At 69.3% G+C, this 15090-nt stretch carries 20 protein-coding genes and 1 tRNA gene; 10 read left to right on the plus strand and 11 right to left on the minus strand.

Translation table 11 applies throughout. From position 1 onward, the window contains the following. Positions 1–41 precede the first annotated feature (41 nt). The 4 genes from fdxA (at position 42) to ACPWT1_RS17275 (ending at position 2790) form a co-directional block, all read left to right on the plus strand. Positions 42–371: a ferredoxin FdxA gene (fdxA, locus tag ACPWT1_RS17260; protein ID WP_427912374.1), complete on the plus strand. Its 330-nt coding sequence runs from the start codon at positions 42–44 to the stop codon at positions 369–371. A 15-nt stretch (positions 372–386) separates the two neighbouring features. Continuing rightward, a complete protein-coding gene (locus tag ACPWT1_RS17265; RefSeq protein ID WP_427912375.1) occupies positions 387–1490 on the plus strand; it encodes an NAD(P)/FAD-dependent oxidoreductase in 1104 nt (367 codons plus the stop codon). Positions 1491–1568: 78 nt separating this feature from the next. Continuing rightward, positions 1569–1644, plus strand: a tRNA-Asn gene (locus ACPWT1_RS17270). Between the two features lie 162 nt (positions 1645–1806). After that, a complete protein-coding gene (locus ACPWT1_RS17275) occupies positions 1807–2790 on the plus strand; it encodes a Bug family tripartite tricarboxylate transporter substrate binding protein (RefSeq protein WP_427912376.1) in 984 nt (327 codons plus the stop codon). A gap of 66 nt (positions 2791–2856) precedes the next feature. Here ACPWT1_RS17275 and ACPWT1_RS17280 read toward each other — a convergent pair whose 3' ends face one another. From ACPWT1_RS17280 to ACPWT1_RS17295, 4 genes are all read right to left on the minus strand, one after another. Beyond that, positions 2857–3018 carry a DUF1328 domain-containing protein gene (locus ACPWT1_RS17280; protein WP_427912377.1) on the minus strand — a complete coding sequence of 54 codons (162 nt, stop codon included), beginning with the start codon at positions 3016–3018 and terminating at the stop codon, positions 2857–2859. A 129-nt stretch (positions 3019–3147) separates the two neighbouring features. Then, complete coding sequence (locus tag ACPWT1_RS17285; RefSeq protein ID WP_427912378.1) at positions 3148–4128, minus strand: NAD(P)H-dependent flavin oxidoreductase; 981 nt, start codon at positions 4126–4128, stop codon at positions 3148–3150. Positions 4129–4156: 28 nt separating this feature from the next. Next, complete coding sequence (locus tag ACPWT1_RS17290; RefSeq protein WP_427912379.1) at positions 4157–4606, minus strand: PAS domain-containing protein; 450 nt, start codon at positions 4604–4606, stop codon at positions 4157–4159. Further along, the gene (locus ACPWT1_RS17295) at positions 4603–5025 is read right to left on the minus strand and encodes a MarR family winged helix-turn-helix transcriptional regulator (protein ID WP_427912380.1); all 423 of its coding nucleotides are present in this window, start codon (positions 5023–5025) and stop codon (positions 4603–4605) included. Before ACPWT1_RS17295 ends, ACPWT1_RS17290 begins: the two co-directional genes overlap by 4 nt. A gap of 139 nt (positions 5026–5164) precedes the next feature. On the opposite strand from ACPWT1_RS17295, the gene ACPWT1_RS17300 reads away from it, so the two are divergent. After that, entirely contained in the window at positions 5165–6229 is a 1065-nt protein-coding gene (locus tag ACPWT1_RS17300) for a tellurite resistance/C4-dicarboxylate transporter family protein (protein ID WP_427912381.1), read from the plus strand. Positions 6230–6290: 61 nt separating this feature from the next. Further along, complete coding sequence (locus ACPWT1_RS17305; RefSeq protein WP_427912382.1) at positions 6291–7484, plus strand: NnrS family protein; 1194 nt, start codon at positions 6291–6293, stop codon at positions 7482–7484. Here ACPWT1_RS17305 and ACPWT1_RS17310 read toward each other — a convergent pair. The 7 genes from ACPWT1_RS17310 to ACPWT1_RS17340 form a co-directional block, all read right to left on the minus strand. After that, positions 7436–8326 carry a 5'-3' exonuclease gene (locus ACPWT1_RS17310; RefSeq protein WP_427912383.1) on the minus strand — a complete coding sequence of 297 codons (891 nt, stop codon included), beginning with the start codon at positions 8324–8326 and terminating at the stop codon, positions 7436–7438. The genes ACPWT1_RS17305 and ACPWT1_RS17310 overlap by 49 nt on opposite strands. Positions 8327–8340: 14 nt before the next feature. Continuing rightward, the gene (locus tag ACPWT1_RS17315) at positions 8341–9039 is read right to left on the minus strand and encodes an RNA polymerase sigma factor (RefSeq protein ID WP_427912384.1); all 699 of its coding nucleotides are present in this window, start codon (positions 9037–9039) and stop codon (positions 8341–8343) included. Continuing rightward, complete coding sequence (locus ACPWT1_RS17320; RefSeq protein WP_427912385.1) at positions 9036–9419, minus strand: cupredoxin domain-containing protein; 384 nt, start codon at positions 9417–9419, stop codon at positions 9036–9038. The genes ACPWT1_RS17315 and ACPWT1_RS17320 overlap by 4 nt, the downstream gene beginning before the upstream one ends. 1 nt (position 9420) lies before the next feature. After that, positions 9421–9942 carry a DUF4142 domain-containing protein gene (locus tag ACPWT1_RS17325; RefSeq protein ID WP_427912386.1) on the minus strand — a complete coding sequence of 174 codons (522 nt, stop codon included), beginning with the start codon at positions 9940–9942 and terminating at the stop codon, positions 9421–9423. 88 nt (positions 9943–10030) lie between these two features. Next, entirely contained in the window at positions 10031–11134 is a 1104-nt protein-coding gene (locus ACPWT1_RS17330; protein ID WP_427912387.1) for a Rieske 2Fe-2S domain-containing protein, read from the minus strand. A 70-nt stretch (positions 11135–11204) separates the two neighbouring features. Then, positions 11205–11414, minus strand: coding sequence for a hypothetical protein (locus tag ACPWT1_RS17335; RefSeq protein WP_427912388.1), 210 nt, complete (start codon positions 11412–11414; stop codon positions 11205–11207). Between the two features lie 101 nt (positions 11415–11515). Beyond that, complete coding sequence (locus ACPWT1_RS17340) at positions 11516–11782, minus strand: hypothetical protein (RefSeq protein WP_427912389.1); 267 nt, start codon at positions 11780–11782, stop codon at positions 11516–11518. Between the two features lie 197 nt (positions 11783–11979). On the opposite strand from ACPWT1_RS17340, the gene ACPWT1_RS17345 reads away from it, so the two are divergent. From ACPWT1_RS17345 to ACPWT1_RS17360, 4 genes are all read left to right on the plus strand, one after another. Continuing rightward, positions 11980–12663, plus strand: coding sequence for an aspartate/glutamate racemase family protein (locus tag ACPWT1_RS17345; RefSeq protein WP_427912390.1), 684 nt, complete (start codon positions 11980–11982; stop codon positions 12661–12663). Further along, on the plus strand, positions 12656–13711 hold the full coding sequence (locus ACPWT1_RS17350) for an Ldh family oxidoreductase (RefSeq protein ID WP_427912391.1): 1056 nt from the start codon (positions 12656–12658) through the stop codon (positions 13709–13711). The genes ACPWT1_RS17345 and ACPWT1_RS17350 overlap by 8 nt, the downstream gene beginning before the upstream one ends. 14 nt (positions 13712–13725) lie before the next feature. After that, positions 13726–14706: a Bug family tripartite tricarboxylate transporter substrate binding protein gene (locus ACPWT1_RS17355; RefSeq protein WP_427912392.1), complete on the plus strand. Its 981-nt coding sequence runs from the start codon at positions 13726–13728 to the stop codon at positions 14704–14706. Between the two features lie 112 nt (positions 14707–14818). Continuing rightward, entirely contained in the window at positions 14819–15067 is a 249-nt protein-coding gene (locus tag ACPWT1_RS17360) for a hypothetical protein (protein ID WP_427912393.1), read from the plus strand. The last annotated feature ends 23 nt before the right edge of the window (positions 15068–15090 follow it).

A 15090-nucleotide genomic window follows, 5' to 3' on the forward strand; every position in this document is an offset into this window, starting at 1 on the left:
GGCTAAAATTGGGGGTTTCCCCCAGCGCTCCTTCCTACAACATGACCCACGTCGTCACCGAACAATGTATCCGCTGCAAGTACACCGACTGCGTGGATGTCTGCCCCGTCGATTGCTTCCGGGAAGGCCCCAACATGCTGGTGATCGACCCGGATGAGTGCATCGACTGCGCGGTGTGCATCCCGGAGTGCCCGGTGAACGCGATCTACGCCGAGGAAGACGTGCCCGCCGACCAGGTGCAGTTCACCAAGATCAACGCCGAGCTGGCCCGCGCTCCGGGCTGGAAGAGCATCACCAAGCGCAAGCCCGCGCTGCCCGATGCCGAGGAATGGAAGGACAAGCCGGGCAAGCTCGGCGAACTGGTCCGCTGAAGACCGACAAAAGCAATGGAACCCAGACTCAGCCAAGAAGTGATCAAGACCGCCGCCGCGCATGACGGCCCGATCGAGACCGATGCCGTCATCGTGGGCGCAGGCCCCGTGGGCCTGTTCCAGGTGTTCGAGCTCGGCCTGCTGGAGATCAAGGCCCACGTGATCGATTCGCTCGCCTACCCCGGCGGGCAGCCGATCGAGCTGTACCCGGACAAGCCGATCTACGACATCCCGGCCATCCCGGTGTGCACCGGCAAGGAACTGACCGACGCACTGCTCAAGCAGATCGAGCCGTTCGGCGCCACCTTCCACCTGGGCCAGACCGTCACCGAAGTGACGAAGCAGGACGACGGCCGCTTCTTCGTGGCCACGTCCAAGGGCACGCAGTTCCTCACCAAGACCATCTTCATCGCGGCCGGCGTGGGCGCCTTCGAGCCGCGCGCGCTGAAGGTCGACGGCCTGGACAAGTTCACCGGGTCGCAGCTGCACTACCGCGTGCGCAACCCGGCCGACTTCGCGGGCAAGAACCTGGTCATCGTGGGTGGCGGCGATTCCGCGCTCGACTGGACGCTGAACTTCGTGGCCGAGGGCCCGAACAAGGCCGAGAGCGTGATCCTCGTGCACCGGCGCGACGGCTTCAAGGCCGCGCCTGCGTCGGTCGCCAAGATGCACGAGCTGTGCGAGCAGTACGAGATGCAGTTCATCGTCGGCCAGGTCACCGGCTACGACGAGAAGGACGGCCGACTCACCGGCGCCAAGGTCACCGGCTCCGACGGCGTCACGCGCGTGGTGCCGCTTGACATGCTGCTGGTGTTCTTCGGCCTGTCGCCCAAGCTCGGCCCGATCGCCGACTGGGGCCTGGACATCGAGCGGAAGCAGCTCGTGGTGGACACCGAGAAGTTCTCCACCAGCGTGCCCGGCATCTTCGCGGTGGGCGACATCAACACCTACCCCGGCAAGAAGAAGCTGATCCTCTCGGGCTTCCACGAGTGCGCGCTGGCGGCATTCGCCGCGGCACCGATCATCTTCCCCGAGAAGGGCAAGATCCACCTGCAGTACACGACCACGTCGCCGAAGCTGCACAAGGTGCTGGGCGTCGAGACGCCCGTGTTCGACTGAACGCGAGGGCGTCGTTTGCACGCCGTCACCGCAGAGGTGCGGAAAGCGGCTGAAATGACGCTATACTCGTGGGCTCATTCCCCGATAGCTCAGTCGGTAGAGCGCCGGACTGTTAATCCGTAGGTCCCTGGTTCGAGCCCAGGTCGGGGAGCCAAACACTGAAGGACCTAGCCGCAAGGCTAGGTCCTTTTCTTTGCCCACGCGAGCCACAGCGGTGGGCTCGTAGCGCTGTGCTGGCGTAAACCCCGACGCGATTCGACAGCCACTTGAAAGCGAGGCAGCCCACGATACGCAGCGGAACAACAGGAATCCCACCATGAAGACCTTCCCCGCACCTCGCCTCCTTGCGACGGCGTTCCTGGCGCTTGCCGCCGTTGGCGCGCATGCCCAGGACACGGCGAACTGGCCGAACAAGCCGCTGACCTTCGTCGTTCCCTACGCGCCCGGCGGCAGCTCCGACACGCGCGCCCGCATGCTGGCCGCCAAGATGACGGGGTATCTGGGCCAGCCCATCGTCGTCGAGAACAAGGCGGGTGCGGGCGGCAACATCGGAACGGACATGATCGCCAAGGCCGCGCCGGACGGCTACACGTTCGGCATCGGCAACTTCGCGCCGCTGTCGGTGAACAAGGCCATGATGGCCAAGGTCCCGTTCGATCCGGCCAAGGACCTGGCGCCGATCGTCCTCATCGAGCGCGGTCCGCTCGTGATGGTGGTCCCCGAGAAGTCGCAGTTCAAGACCTTCCAGGACCTGGTGAGCTATGGCAAGGCGCATCCGGACAAGATCACCTTCGCCTCCGCCGGGGTGGGCGGCGCCTACCACCTCGCGGGCGAACTGCTGTCGGAAGCCACGGGCGTGCCGATGGTGCACGTGCCCTACAAGGGCGGCGGCCCCGCCACCACGGACCTGCTCGGCGGCCAGGTGAGCTTCATGTTCGACATGGCGCCCGCAGTGCTGCCCCACATCAAGGAGCACAAGATGCGCGCGCTGGCCGTCGCGACCGACAAGCGCCTGCCGCAGCTGCCTGACGTTCCGACGCTGAGCGAGCTGGGACTGAAGGACATGAGCATGTCGAACTGGTTCGGCCTCGTGGCGCCGGCCAAGACACCCAAGGCCATCATCGCGAAGCTCAACGACGCGGCCAACCGCGCGCTGAAGGATCCGGTGGTCGTCGAGGCGATCCAGGGCCCCGGGAACATCATCGGCGGCGGCACCCCCGAGCAGTTCTCGACCTTCGTGGCCGGCGAAACCGCTCGCTGGTCGAAGGTGGTGAAGGACAAGCAGATCAAGGCCGACTGATCCGCGCGTCGCATGCGGGCACCCTGCCCGCATGCGACCGTTGCTTGCCGCTGGCTGCGCGGCCGCTCAGGGCCTGCGATTGCCGAGCACGAAGCCGATGAGTGCCAGGACGATGAAGACGAAGAAGAGGATCTTCGCGATCCCGACCGCGCTGGCGGCGATGCCGCCAAAGCCGAACACGGCGGCGATCAGCGCGATGACAAGACAGATGACGGCGTAGTGCAGCATGTTGACTCCTTGATGAGTGACGCATCCGGCAAGGGGATGGCCTGGGTCAACGTTAGGCTGGCCCGGCTGCACGGATGATCAGCCGCGGTTGTCTCTGCTTGTCCGTGGCATCGCGCGCGGTTTGTAGGATCAGGCCAGCCGCGCCCCACCCTGCGTGCGCAGCCGCGCGACCGCCTCGGTCGCCATGCGGTCGATGATGTCCGCGGCGGGCTCGATCGCGTGCACCAGGCCAGCCGCCTCTCCGAACCACACGGCAGTCTCTTCAGGATCGCCCGCCTCGAAGGCACGGACATAGCGCGGACCTTCCTCGGCCACCGCAGCCTTCAGCGCCTCCTCACGCCCGTGCCAGCGCTCGGTGAAAGCATTGCGGCGGATGCGCGCCGTGAACCCCGCCGGCCACGGCAGGCCACGCGCGATGTCCGGGATGCGCGTTCGCAGCGTCCCGTCGCCTGCCGTGGCCAGGATGGCGCGGTGATGTCCCTCCTTGACCAGCGCTTCGCGCGAGGCCCACAGGCGCGTGCCCACGAGCACGCCATCCGCGCCGAGCATCAGCGCGGCGGCGAGGCCGCGGCCATCGGCGATGCCGCCTGCAGCCAGCAGCACCGTGTCGGGCGCATGCCTAGCGAGATGGTCCGCCACTTCGGGCACCAGGCTCAGCGTGCCCCGTAGCGCCCCATGACCGCCCGCCTCGGACCCTTGGGCGACGATGACCCCCGCGCCCGCGGAGATCGCATCGCCCACGTGGCCGAGATCCTGGCACTGGCAGACCAGCACGGCGCCGGCGCGACGGATCTCGTCGCCGAACGGCCGCGGATCGCCGAAGGACAGCATCACCGCGGCGGGCTTGTGCCGCAGCACCTGCGTCAGGAGCGAAGGCGATTTCTGCAGCGACCAGGTGATGAAGCCCACGCCGACGCGCTCGCCGCCGGCGGCCGCGAACTCGCGCTCGAGCCACGCCGCATTGCCATAGCCGCCACCGATCAGTCCGAGTCCGCCCGCGCGGCTCACCGCAGCCGCAAGGGCACCTCCGGCGGCGAAGGCCATCGGTGCGGAGACGATGGGATAGCGCAGGTTGAGGGCGCCCGTCAGACGCGTCACGAGCGTGCTCATCGCATCCCCCTGCGAGAGGTATCGCCGCTCACGTCGCGCACAGCTGGGCCTCGCGCACCTTCTTCGCGATTTCCTCGAAATGCTCGGCCGTCACGTCGCGGCCGACGGCGATCACGCCCTGTACAGTGCCCCGCGCATCCTTGAGCAGACCGTACGAGAACGAGACGTACAGCCGGCAGCCGAACTTGTGGTTGCAGCGCGTGGTCACCGCCTGGCCCTCGTGGCGCAGGTACCCGCTGGCGATGGTGCGGCGATAGCCATCGGCGTGCGCACGGCGGAACCGCTCGGGCACGATCAGGTCGAGGCTGGAGCCGAGCGCTTCCTCGGGCGTGAAGCCGAACAGCACGCCCGCGCCGCGATTCCAGACGCGGATGATGCCTTCGCGGTCGGCCACCACGACGGCTTCGGACATGCCCTGCACGAGCGCCTGATAGAGGTCGGTGCCCAGCGGCATCGACGATGTCGGGAGCGGATTCATGCCGGTGCGAGCTCCGTGTTGTCGCCTTCCAGGCCGTGCAGCAGCTGCGAGAGGGCCTGGACCTCGTCACGATGCAGCAGGGCCAGCGCCTCCAGGAGCCGTTCGCCGGCGGCGGTGAGATGCACCTCCACGGAACGCAGGTCGCGTTCGCTGGCGCGCCGCCGCACCAGGTCCAGCTCCTCGCAGCGGCTCACCAGTGCCACCACGCCGTGGTGCTTGGATTGCAGGCGGTCCGCCAGCTCGGTGATGCTGGCGTGCGAGCGCCCCGGGAAGCCCTTGATCTGCAGCATCAGCTGGTACTGCAGCGGCGTGATGCCGTGCTCCTGCGCCACGTCCTCGCTGAAGCGCAGGAACTTGCGCAGGTGGTGGCGAAACCGGGCCATGGCCTCGTACTCGCCCTTCTTCATCGATCGACCCATGCCTGCTCCAACTGCAAGACTCCCATCCAGCGCGACCTGGTCGCACTCCGGTCTCGCGTCGGATCAATATATCATGGCATGACATACCGCCAAACGTGACCCCGGGCGCCCCGGGGTTGCAGGCCCCAGACCCGTCCGCATGCACCAGCACCGCCTCGCCGCCATCACAGACCGCTGTCCGCCCCCGATGTTCGCGCTGGTGATGGCGACCGGCATCGTGGGCATCGCCACGGGCCACGCCGGCCTGCGCGAGGTGGCGCTCGCGCTGCAGCTCCTGGCGACGGCGGCCCTGGCCTTCTGCTGGGCCGTTCTCGCCACCCGCGTTGCGATGCAGCCGCGCGCGCTGCTGGCCGACTTCGCGGACCATGCCCGCGCCCCGGGGCATTTCACCGCGGTCGCGGGCACCGCCGTGGTGGGCTCGGGCGCCATGGCCTTCCCCGGCACGCTGTCGTTCTCGATCGCGATGCTGTCCATCGCCACGACCGCCTGGCTGGTGCTGACATACGCGATCTTCGGTGCGCTCGTGATCGCGAGGGACAAGCCGCCACTCGCCCAATGCCTGCACGGAGGGTGGCTGCTGGCCGTCGTTGCCATCCAGTCGCTGTGCGTGCTCGCCACCCTGCTCGCGCCGGACCTCGACCCCGCCGCGCGCGCCCACCTGGAGTTGTTCGCCTTGTGCGCCTGGCTGGTCGGCATCGGCCTGTATGCGTGCCTCGCCACCCTGCTCCTGTACCGCGCCGTGTTCCTGCCCTTCGCGCCGGGGGATCTCACACCGGGTTGGTGGATCACCATGGGCGCGATGGCGATCTCCACGCTGGCCGGTGCCGGGCTCGTGGGCGCGGCCGGCAGCGTGCCGCTGCTGGCCGACATGCTCCCGGCCCTGCGCGCCGGCTCGCTCCTGTGCTGGGCCATCGGCACGTGGTGGATCCCGTTGCTGCTGGTGCTGCATGTATGGCGGCACGTGGTGCGCGGCATGCCGCTGCACTACGACTTCGGCCAGTGGAGCGCGGTGTTCCCGCTGGGCATGTACAGCGTGGCATCGGGGACGCTGGGTAGTGCGCTTCAGCTCGGCTTTCTGATGAAAGTTGCGACCGCATTCGCATGGATCGCATTGACTGCATGGTCGGCCACGGCCATCGGCTGGCTGCGCCGGCTGGTCGCCACGCAAGGTGCCGTGCGAACCACCGCCGAGGGTGGCCGCTGATGTGCGTCCCGGTTGATGCAGCTCAAGCGCGGCGGGCTGCCCGGTGCGAGCATCGGTCGCCATGACATCGATCCCTCGGCGCCAGGTCCCCCTTGCCACGGTCGCGCCGGCGGGCTCTGCGCTGCTCGCGCTGGGATTCCGCCCGTTCTACCTGCTGGCCAGCCTGTTCGCGGCGGTCTCGATCGGGCTGTGGGCGCTGCAGTTCAGCGGGCTGCTGCCGTTCGCGTACCTGCAGGGCCCGCTGTGGCATGCGCACGAGATGCTGTTCGGCTTCGCGCTTGCGGTGGTGGTCGGCTTCCTGTTCACGGCAGGCCGCAACTGGACCAACCAGCCGACGCCCACCGGGCCGCTGCTCGCAGCACTCGCGCTGCTCTGGCTCGCGGGCCGCGTGCTGGTGCTGACGCCGTTCGGCTGGGCCGCGGCCTGCGCCAACACGGCCTTTCCGCTCGCGGCGGCCGTGTCGCTCGGGGTGCCCTTCGTACGCGCGGGGAACCGCCGCAACTACTTCTTCATCGCCTTGCTGGTCCTGCTGGCGGGCGCAACGGCGGCGGTGCACCTGGCGCAGTTGCGGGTGCTGGAGTTGCCAGCCTGGGCCGGCATCCAGCTCGCACTCGACGTGCTGCTGTTCATCGTGTCGGTCATGGCGGGACGCGTGATCCCGATGTTCACCAACAACGGCGTGCCGGGCGCGCAGGCCCGCCGCGAGCCGGTGGTCGAGAAGGCGGCGCTGGGTGCCGTGCTGGCCCTGCTCGTGGCCGATGCGCTTCGGCTGCCGGCCAACGTCATCGGCGTCGTGTGTGCCGTGGCCGCAATCGCCCATCTCGCGCGCTGGCTGCTCTGGACGCCGTGGACCACGCGCCGCGTGCCCCTGGTCTGGGTGCTGCACGCGGCCTACGCGTGGATCCCGCTGCACCTGCTGCTGCGTGCACTGGCGGCCTGGGGCTGGGTGGCGCCCTCGATCGCCACGCATGCCCTCACGGCCGGCGCCATCGGCGGACTGGTGATCGGCATGATGACGCGCACGGCGCGCGGCCACACCGCCCGGCCGGTGCGCGCCGACGCGCGCGATGTGGCCTGCTACGTGCTGGTCCTCCTGGCGGGCGTCGTCCGCGTGGCCGTGCCCCTGCTGTGGCCGGAGCGCATGATGGCCGCGATCCTCGCCTCGGCCACGCTGTGGTCGGCCGGCTTCGGGCTGTACGCCGTGTGCTACTGGCCCGTTCTCACCCGGCCACGCCTGGACGGCAAACCGGGCTGAACGTCCGCCTCCGCCTGCACCTTCGCGTGCGCGGCGAGAGCCCGCTCGAGCAGCCGGGGCGCATCGATCCTGTGGGTCCACGCGGCGAACGCCTCCGTGGGACCGCGCCAGCGCAGCGCCTCGACGTCGGCGAACAGCGCCGCATCCGTCCTCAGCGTCGCCAGGTGCTTGAACAGCAGCGCACGTTCCCTCGCCTCGCCCAGCACGGCGGGAGGGAACGCCTCGATCGGTCCATGCCGGTTCAGGAGCTTGGCCGCGCCGACGGCGCCGATGCCTTCGATGCCCGGATAGCCGTCAGCGGTGTCGCCGACCAGCGCGAGGAAGTCCGGGATCAACCCGGGCTCGACGCCGAACTTCTCGCGCACGCCGGCCGCGGAGCGGATGGCCTTGGCGCGGCGATCGACCTGCAGCACGCGGTCGCCGCGCACGCACTGCGCCAGGTCCTTGTCCGGCGTCCACAGCAGCACCTTGTCGACACGCTCGTCCCGCTCGGCCAGGCAAGCCGCGGATGCCAGCGCGTCGTCCGCCTCCAGCTCGGTCATCGGCCAGACCACGACGCCCATCGCGGCCAGGCCCTCCTCCAGCGGATGGAACTGCGCCCACAGCGCGGGCTCGATGCCCTCGCCCGTCTTGTAGCCGGGCCACAGGCCGTTGCGGAACGACTCGATGACGTGGTCCGTCGCCACGCCGACGTGCGTGGTGCCGCGCTCGATCATCTCCAGCAGGCCGTTCAGCACGCCGGCCACGGCACCGAACGGACGGTCCTGCCCCTTGGTGAAGCGGCGCAGTCCGTGGAAGTGCCGGAACAGCTCGTAGGTGCCGTCGACGAGGTCGATGACCATGCAGCCGGCGATCCTCAACGCGCCTTCAGCACCTGCGCCACGATGCGGTCGCAGCGTTCGCCGTCGAAGTCGAACACGTCGCGCTCGGCGATCTCCAGGTCCTGCGCGATCGACTCGCGCAGCAGGCTGCGGGCACGGAAGTGGCGGGTGCGCACGGTGGCCTCCGCGATGCCGAGCGAGAGCGCGGTCTCCTCCACGCTCAGCTCCTCGACCGACCGCAGCACGAACACGGCGCGGAAGTCCTCGGGCAGGCCGTCGATGCGGCGTTCGAGCAGCGCGCGCAGTTCGGCGCGCGCCAGCGAACGCTCGGGGGTGTCCTGGTCACGGGGAGGAGGTGCCTGGTCCACGGTGTCGCTCTCCCCGAAGTCCGTGTCGCGCCCGGCGGCGATCGGCAGGATGTTGTTGCGGCGTGACTGGCGACGCAGGCGGGCCATGCACTCGTTGACCACGATGCGGGTGAGCCAGGTCGCCAGCGACGCATCGCCGCGGAATGCCGCGAGCGAGCGGTACGCGGCAAGGTAGGCCTCCTGCACGGCGTCCTCGGCTTCGGCCGCATCTCGCAGCAGCGACCGCGCCGCCCGGTACAGCCGTCGGTTGTGCCGCCGCATCAGGGTTTCGAACGCGGCGGGGTCGCCGCTTCGCACGCGCTCGACCAGGCCGGCCTCGTCGAGGGGCGGCAGCACCGGATCGCGGGCGAGCTGCACCTGCGTCATTGCACGACCACCGTTCCCTGCATGCCCGGATGGTAGGTGCAGACATAGGGCTGGCGGCCGGGCTTGCGCGCCGTCCACGACCACTGCTTGCCGGGGCCGATCTCCTTGGAGTCGAAAGTGCCGGCCGCGGTGGCCGTGTGCGGCACCAGGTCCTTGTTGTGCCAGACCACGGTGTCGCCAGCCCGCACCGTGACCTCCGCCGGCTCGAATTTCATGCCTTCGATCGTGACGTCGTGCGTTGCGGCCCAGCCGGCGCAGGGCGCTGCAGCCAAAGCAACGACGAAGAGCCCGGCGCGGGCCACCGCGGAACCGGCTTTGCCGGGCCGCTGGTGGCGCCCCCTTGAGGTGGAGGCGCCGAAGGCGCTTCGGGGAGCTTTCACTTCAGCTGCCCAGTTGCGACTGGAGATGCTTCGCGTGCTCCAGGTGCTGCTCCAGCGCGGGCCGCACCTTCTCCAGCAGCGCCTTCAGGTCGGCGTTCTTCGCCGACGGGATCAGCGTCTTGTCGACCGCGTCGATCACGGCCTGGTGGTAGGTGACCTCGTTGTCGACGTAGGCCTTGTCGAACGCGGCGCCCTTGAGCTTCTTCAGCTTCGCCATGTTCTCGTCGCCGCCCTTCTTCAGCGACTTGCTGGTGTCGCTCGGCTCGGGCTTGACGTGCAGCTTCGTGACCAGCTCGGTCGCGGACTTGTTGACGGCCGTGTGGTCCGTGACCATCTGCTTGCCGAATGCGCGCACGTCCTTGGACTTCGCCTGCTTCTCGGCCAGCTTGCCGGCGTCGATGTCGACCTGGTTGGCGGTGACGACGATCTGGGCGATCTGCGGATCGCTGGGACCGGACTGGGCCTGGGCGAGGCAGGTGCAGGTGGCGGCCAGCACGGCAATGAGGGTGGGAACGACGCGCATCGAGGTCTCCTTGGGTGGGTGGAGGCATGGATGTCGCGAGCCGTGCCGGCGTTCCCGCGGCCGACGGCTGGTGCGCGGGACCGGACGCTCAGGCGCTCAGGCCGGCCTGGTGCGGCTTGACCGCAACCGGCGTAGCGGCCTTGGTGGTCGCCTCGTCCGCGCGCTCGGCCGCCACCCGCTGCGAGAAGATGCGCCGGAAGTGCGACAGCGCCGCATCCGAGGCGATGGCCTGCAGCTCGAAGTCCGGGTCGGCGTCGATCACGACCTGCTGGGCCTCGATCAGGTGCTTGTCTTCCATGAAGCCTTCGATCAGGCTCTGGTGCAGCGAGCGCGACACGTTGTGGTCGCTGCCCTCCCAGTTGTTCAGGTAGGTCCAGAAGAAGTGCGTGGTGCGACGCGTCTCGGGCGTCATGAACTGGCAGTTGCGGTATTCGCGCGTGCCCTCGCGGTTGCCCTTCTCGCTGCCGCTGCCCGCCGGCGAGAACATCGACTCGAGGAAGAAGATGCCGGGAATGTGCATGTGGCCGATGTTGCGGCGGTCGACATGCTGGTCCTTCTCCGCGGCCGGCAGCACCTTGCGGTGGAATGGCGGCGGCGCTGCGTCCATGTGCCAGCGCTCGACGCGGAAGCCGTCTGGCAGCCGCTCGATCGCGACCGGCCTGGTCTTGTAGGCGTACTCCTCCGAGCCGCCCAGCGTCTTCGTGTGCACGAACGCCAGGTGCGCGAAATCGGACAGGTTGTCGACGATCAGCAGCCAGTTGGCGTCGTAGTGCATGTAGTCGGGGATGCCCTTCCACTGCGCATCGCGCAGGTAAGGGAAGTCGATGATCTGCGCCGGGTCGGCCCTGGCCGCATCGCCCGTCCAGATCCACACGAGGCCGTCCTTCTCCACGACCGGATAGCTCTTCACGCCCAGCTTCGCTGGAATGACGTCCTGGCCGGGAATCTGGATGCACTTGCCGCCGGGGTCGAACTTCAGGCCGTGGTACATGCAGCGCACGCAGTCACCTTCGCGGCGCCCCAGGTGCAGCGGCACGCCGCGATGGCAGCAGCGATCGCGCAGCGCGACCACCTTGCCGGTCTCGCTCTTGTAGAGCAGCACCGCCTCCTCGAGGATGGTGCGCGCCAGCATCTTCCCGTCGATGAGTTCGTGGGCCCAAGCGGCCACGTACCAGCAGTTCCGGAGGAACATCGTGCGTCTCCTGGCCCGGCGGCCACGTGCAGCCGGGATGAGACCATCGTACGACCAAAGCCGGCGGCGGCTAGGCTTTCTCGCGGTGGTGCAGCTCCCGGTACAGGAAGGTCACGCGCGAATGGCAGGCATCTGCCTCGCGCATCGCATGCTTCACGTCCTCGTAGGAGGCGGCGCGGGCCCTCAGGTTGCAGGCGCGCCGCAGTGCTTCGGCTTCTTCGGCACGGGCCAGTGTCAGCTCGTACTTCAGGCTGTTGTCTTGACCATGTTCATCTCGCATGGCGCGGGATGTTCTTCGTGAACGCCCGGTCAAGTCTGTACACGCGCGATGGGAAGGGTGACACATTGCAAGGTCATCGGTCGCCAGCCGGCTGTGCGACGTCAGCCGCCTCTCACGTGGCGTGGGGCTGTCGCTGAAGACGCTGGCATGGACGCCGCCGGTATGGCGATCGCGGCGAAGAAGACGATGTTGCGGTCCTCCAGGTCCGGCCGCGTCACGTAGCCGGCCTGCCAGTGCTTCACGCCGGGGTTGCCGAGCGGGTTGAACCGGATGCCTTCCAGTTCACCCGAGGCCGGCACCCCGGCCGCGCCGCCCTGCACGTCCAGGGGCTTGCTTACCGCGTCTTCGGGGGTCTTGCCGCTGGCCACGTCGAACTCCTAGCTCAAAGCGCAGCACCGATGGCGGTGCTGCCCAAGCCGTACCGGCAGGGCGAGCTGGCCGAGCGGGAGAAGCAGGCGCTGGCAGGCACGGGCCAGGCAGCGGCGCACTTCCATCGCGAGGGCTGAGCGGGCGTCAGCGGATACCCGCAGCGCCTTCGCGGCGCCCGCGCGTAGCATGGGCGCCCATGACCTCCCCCGGGCCGCGCATCGCGTTGATCCATGCCACGCCCCTCGCGGTCGAACCGATCCAGGCCGCGTTCCAGAGGCACTGGCCGGCGGCCGTGCGGATGAACCTGCTGGATGACAGCCTCTCGGCGGACCGCGCCGCGGCAGGCCGCCTCACGCAGCAGATGGTCGATCGGTTCCTCGCCCTCACGCGCTATGCCGTCGCCACCGGGTGCGAAGGCATCCTGTTCACGTGCTCCGCCTTCGGTCCGGCCATCGAGGCGGCTGCGCGCCTGGCGGGCCGTCCCACGCTGAAACCGAACGAGGCGATGTTCGAGCAGGCGCTCGCCCTGACGCCGCGCACCGGCACCTTGAAGGCCGGCCTGCTCGCCACCTTCGAGGCCTCCTTGCCGTCGATGTCGCACGAGCTGCAGGCGATGGCCGCGGCGCGCGGCGCGATCGTGGACCTGCACAGCGTGTTCGTGCCGGACGCGATGCGCGACCTGGCGCAGGGACGCGCGGCCGAGCACCATCGCAAGGTCGCCGAGTCCGCGCAGGCGCTGCAGGACTGCGACGTCGTGATGCTGGCCCAGTTCTCGATGGCGTCGGCGCGCGAGGAGGTGCAGCGACAGCTGCCCTGCCCCGTGCTGGCCAGCCCGGATTGCGCGGTGCTCGCGCTGCACGAAAGGATCCTGCATGCCTGACCGCATCGCGCCGGCGCGCCTCTGCGGCTTCATTACGCTGGCGCTGCAGCGCCTGGGGCTGCCGCCGGCCGATGCAGCCATCGTTGCAGGGCTCATGACCGAGGCCGAAGCGCAGGGTTCGGACGGCCATGGCGCGATCCGCCTCGCGCCCTATGCGCGCCGCATCCGCGAGGGCGGCTACAACCTGCGGCCGGACATCCGCGTGATCCAGGAGCGCCCCGCGATGGCGCTGCTCGATGGCGACAACGGGTTCGGCCACCTGGTGATGCACAAGGCCGCGCAGCTGGCGATCGACAAGGCACGCACATGCGGCGTGGGCTGGGTCGGCGCGCGGCTGTCCAACCACGCGGGACCAGCCTCGCTGTATGCGCGCATGCCGCTGGCGCACGACATGGTGGGCCTCTACTTCGCGGTCGGCAACGCCAACCACCTGCCGCCCTGGGGCGGGCTGGACATGCTGCTGTCGACGAACCCGGTGGCCGTCGCCGTGCCTGCCGGAGAAGAGCCGCCCGTGGTGCTGGACATGGCCACCACCGTGGCGGCCTACGGCAAGGTGAAGGCCAAGGCGCAGCGCGGCGAGCAGATGCCGGTGGGCTGGATGATCGATCGGCTCGGCCAGCCGCTCACCGACCCGAAGCGCGCGGACGAAGGCTTCCTGATGCCCATCGGCGGCTACAAGGGCTACGGGCTCGCGCTGGTCGTCGGCCTGCTGGCCGGCACGCTGAATGGCGCGGCGATGGGCCGCGAGGTGCTGGACTTCAACAAGGACTTCCGCAGCACGACGAACACAGGCCAGGCCATCCTCGCCATCGACCCTGCCGCCATCGGCGACGTGGCCGCGTTCAAGACGCGCGTCGACACGGTGATCCGCGAAATGCGGGGCAGCGAGCGCATGCCGGGCGTGGATCGCATCTGGCTGCCCGGCGAGCAGAGCCACCTGCGCCGGCAGCAGAGCGAGCGCGAAGGCCTCGCATTGCCGCCCGCGCTGCTCGCGCAGCTGGACACGGTGGCGCGCGAGCTGGACATCCCCACCCTGCAATCCGCCTGATTCCGGAGACCCGCATGCGCCTCACCCGACGCTCCCTCCTGCTCGCCGCGCCCGGCGGCACGCTGGCCCTCGCGGGCCTCGCGCACGCGCAGGCCGCGTGGCCCACCAAGCCGATCCGCATCATCGTGCCGCTCGCCGCGGGCAGCGCGGTGGACGCGGCCGCGCGCATCGTCGCGCAGCGCATGGGCCAGGAGCTCGGGCAGTCGCTGGTGATCGAGAACCAGCCCGGCGCCGCCGGCTTGGTCGGTGCAGGCAACGTCGCCAAGGCGGCCGCCGACGGCTACACGCTGGGCGGTTTCAACGACAGCATCATGACCATGGTGCCCCACCTGCACGCGACGATGCCGTGGGACATCCTGAAGGACTTCGAGCCGGTGTCGCTGGTCGCGACCGTCGAATGGGGCCTGGTGGTGCCGACGGAGTCCCCGGTGAAATCGGCCGCCGACCTGATCGCGGCGGCGAAGCGAACGCCCGGCGAGCTCACCTACGGCTCCGGCGGCAACGGCAGCCCGCAGCACATCGCGATGGCGCTGTTCGCGTCGCAGGCGGGCGTGCAGATGAAGCACGTGCCGTACAAGGGCGCGACGCAGGCGGCCATGGGCGTGGCGGGCCAGGAAGTGCAGGCCGCGTTCCAGGGCATCGCCACCGTGACCTCGCTGATCCGGGCCGGCAAGCTGCGGCTGGTCGGCGTGACCACGCCGAGGCGCATGCCGCAGTTTCCGGACGTGCCGACCGTGGCCGAATCGGGCCTGCCGGGCTTCGAGTTCAACTCATGGTTCACGCTCGTCGCACCGGCGGGCACGCCGAAGCCGATCGTGCAGTCCCTCCATGCCGCCGTGCAGAAGTCCCTGGCGGATCCCGACGTCCGCGACAAGCTCAATGCGCAGGGGCTGACGCCGCGCGGCTCCACGCCGGAAGAGCTCGGCGCGGCGATGCGCACGCAACTGGCCCGCTACGGCGCCCTCATCCGCCAGAACGGCATCACATCGGACTAGCTCGGCAGCGTGCCGACGCCGAGCTGGCGCGTTGTCCTACAGCGGCTGAGGCTGGGAGGAATGACCATCTCCCCATGAGCCTGGACCGGCCAACTGCAAGGGGAGCGACGACGTGAATTCGACCAGGATGGCTTACAGCGAATGGCTTGCCGCCCACGACGAACTGCACGCCGCGAATTCGCGCTTCGCCGACGGCGTGGCCGCGCAGCTGCCCGAGGGCCAGCTGCTCGACCTGGCGCACCGCGTCGCCGTGCTGCAGGAAAAGGAGCGCGACAGCCTCACGGTCCTGAGCCGGTTGCACATCTGGGCCCGTCGCGACGCCGTCGCACGTCCCTTCGTGGCCAGCTCGGTCGCTTCCTGACGCGCAGGCGGTCTTCCCGCTCC

The organism is Ramlibacter sp. MMS24-I3-19, assembly GCF_050320135.1.
GTDB lineage: Bacteria > Pseudomonadota > Gammaproteobacteria > Burkholderiales > Burkholderiaceae_C > Ramlibacter.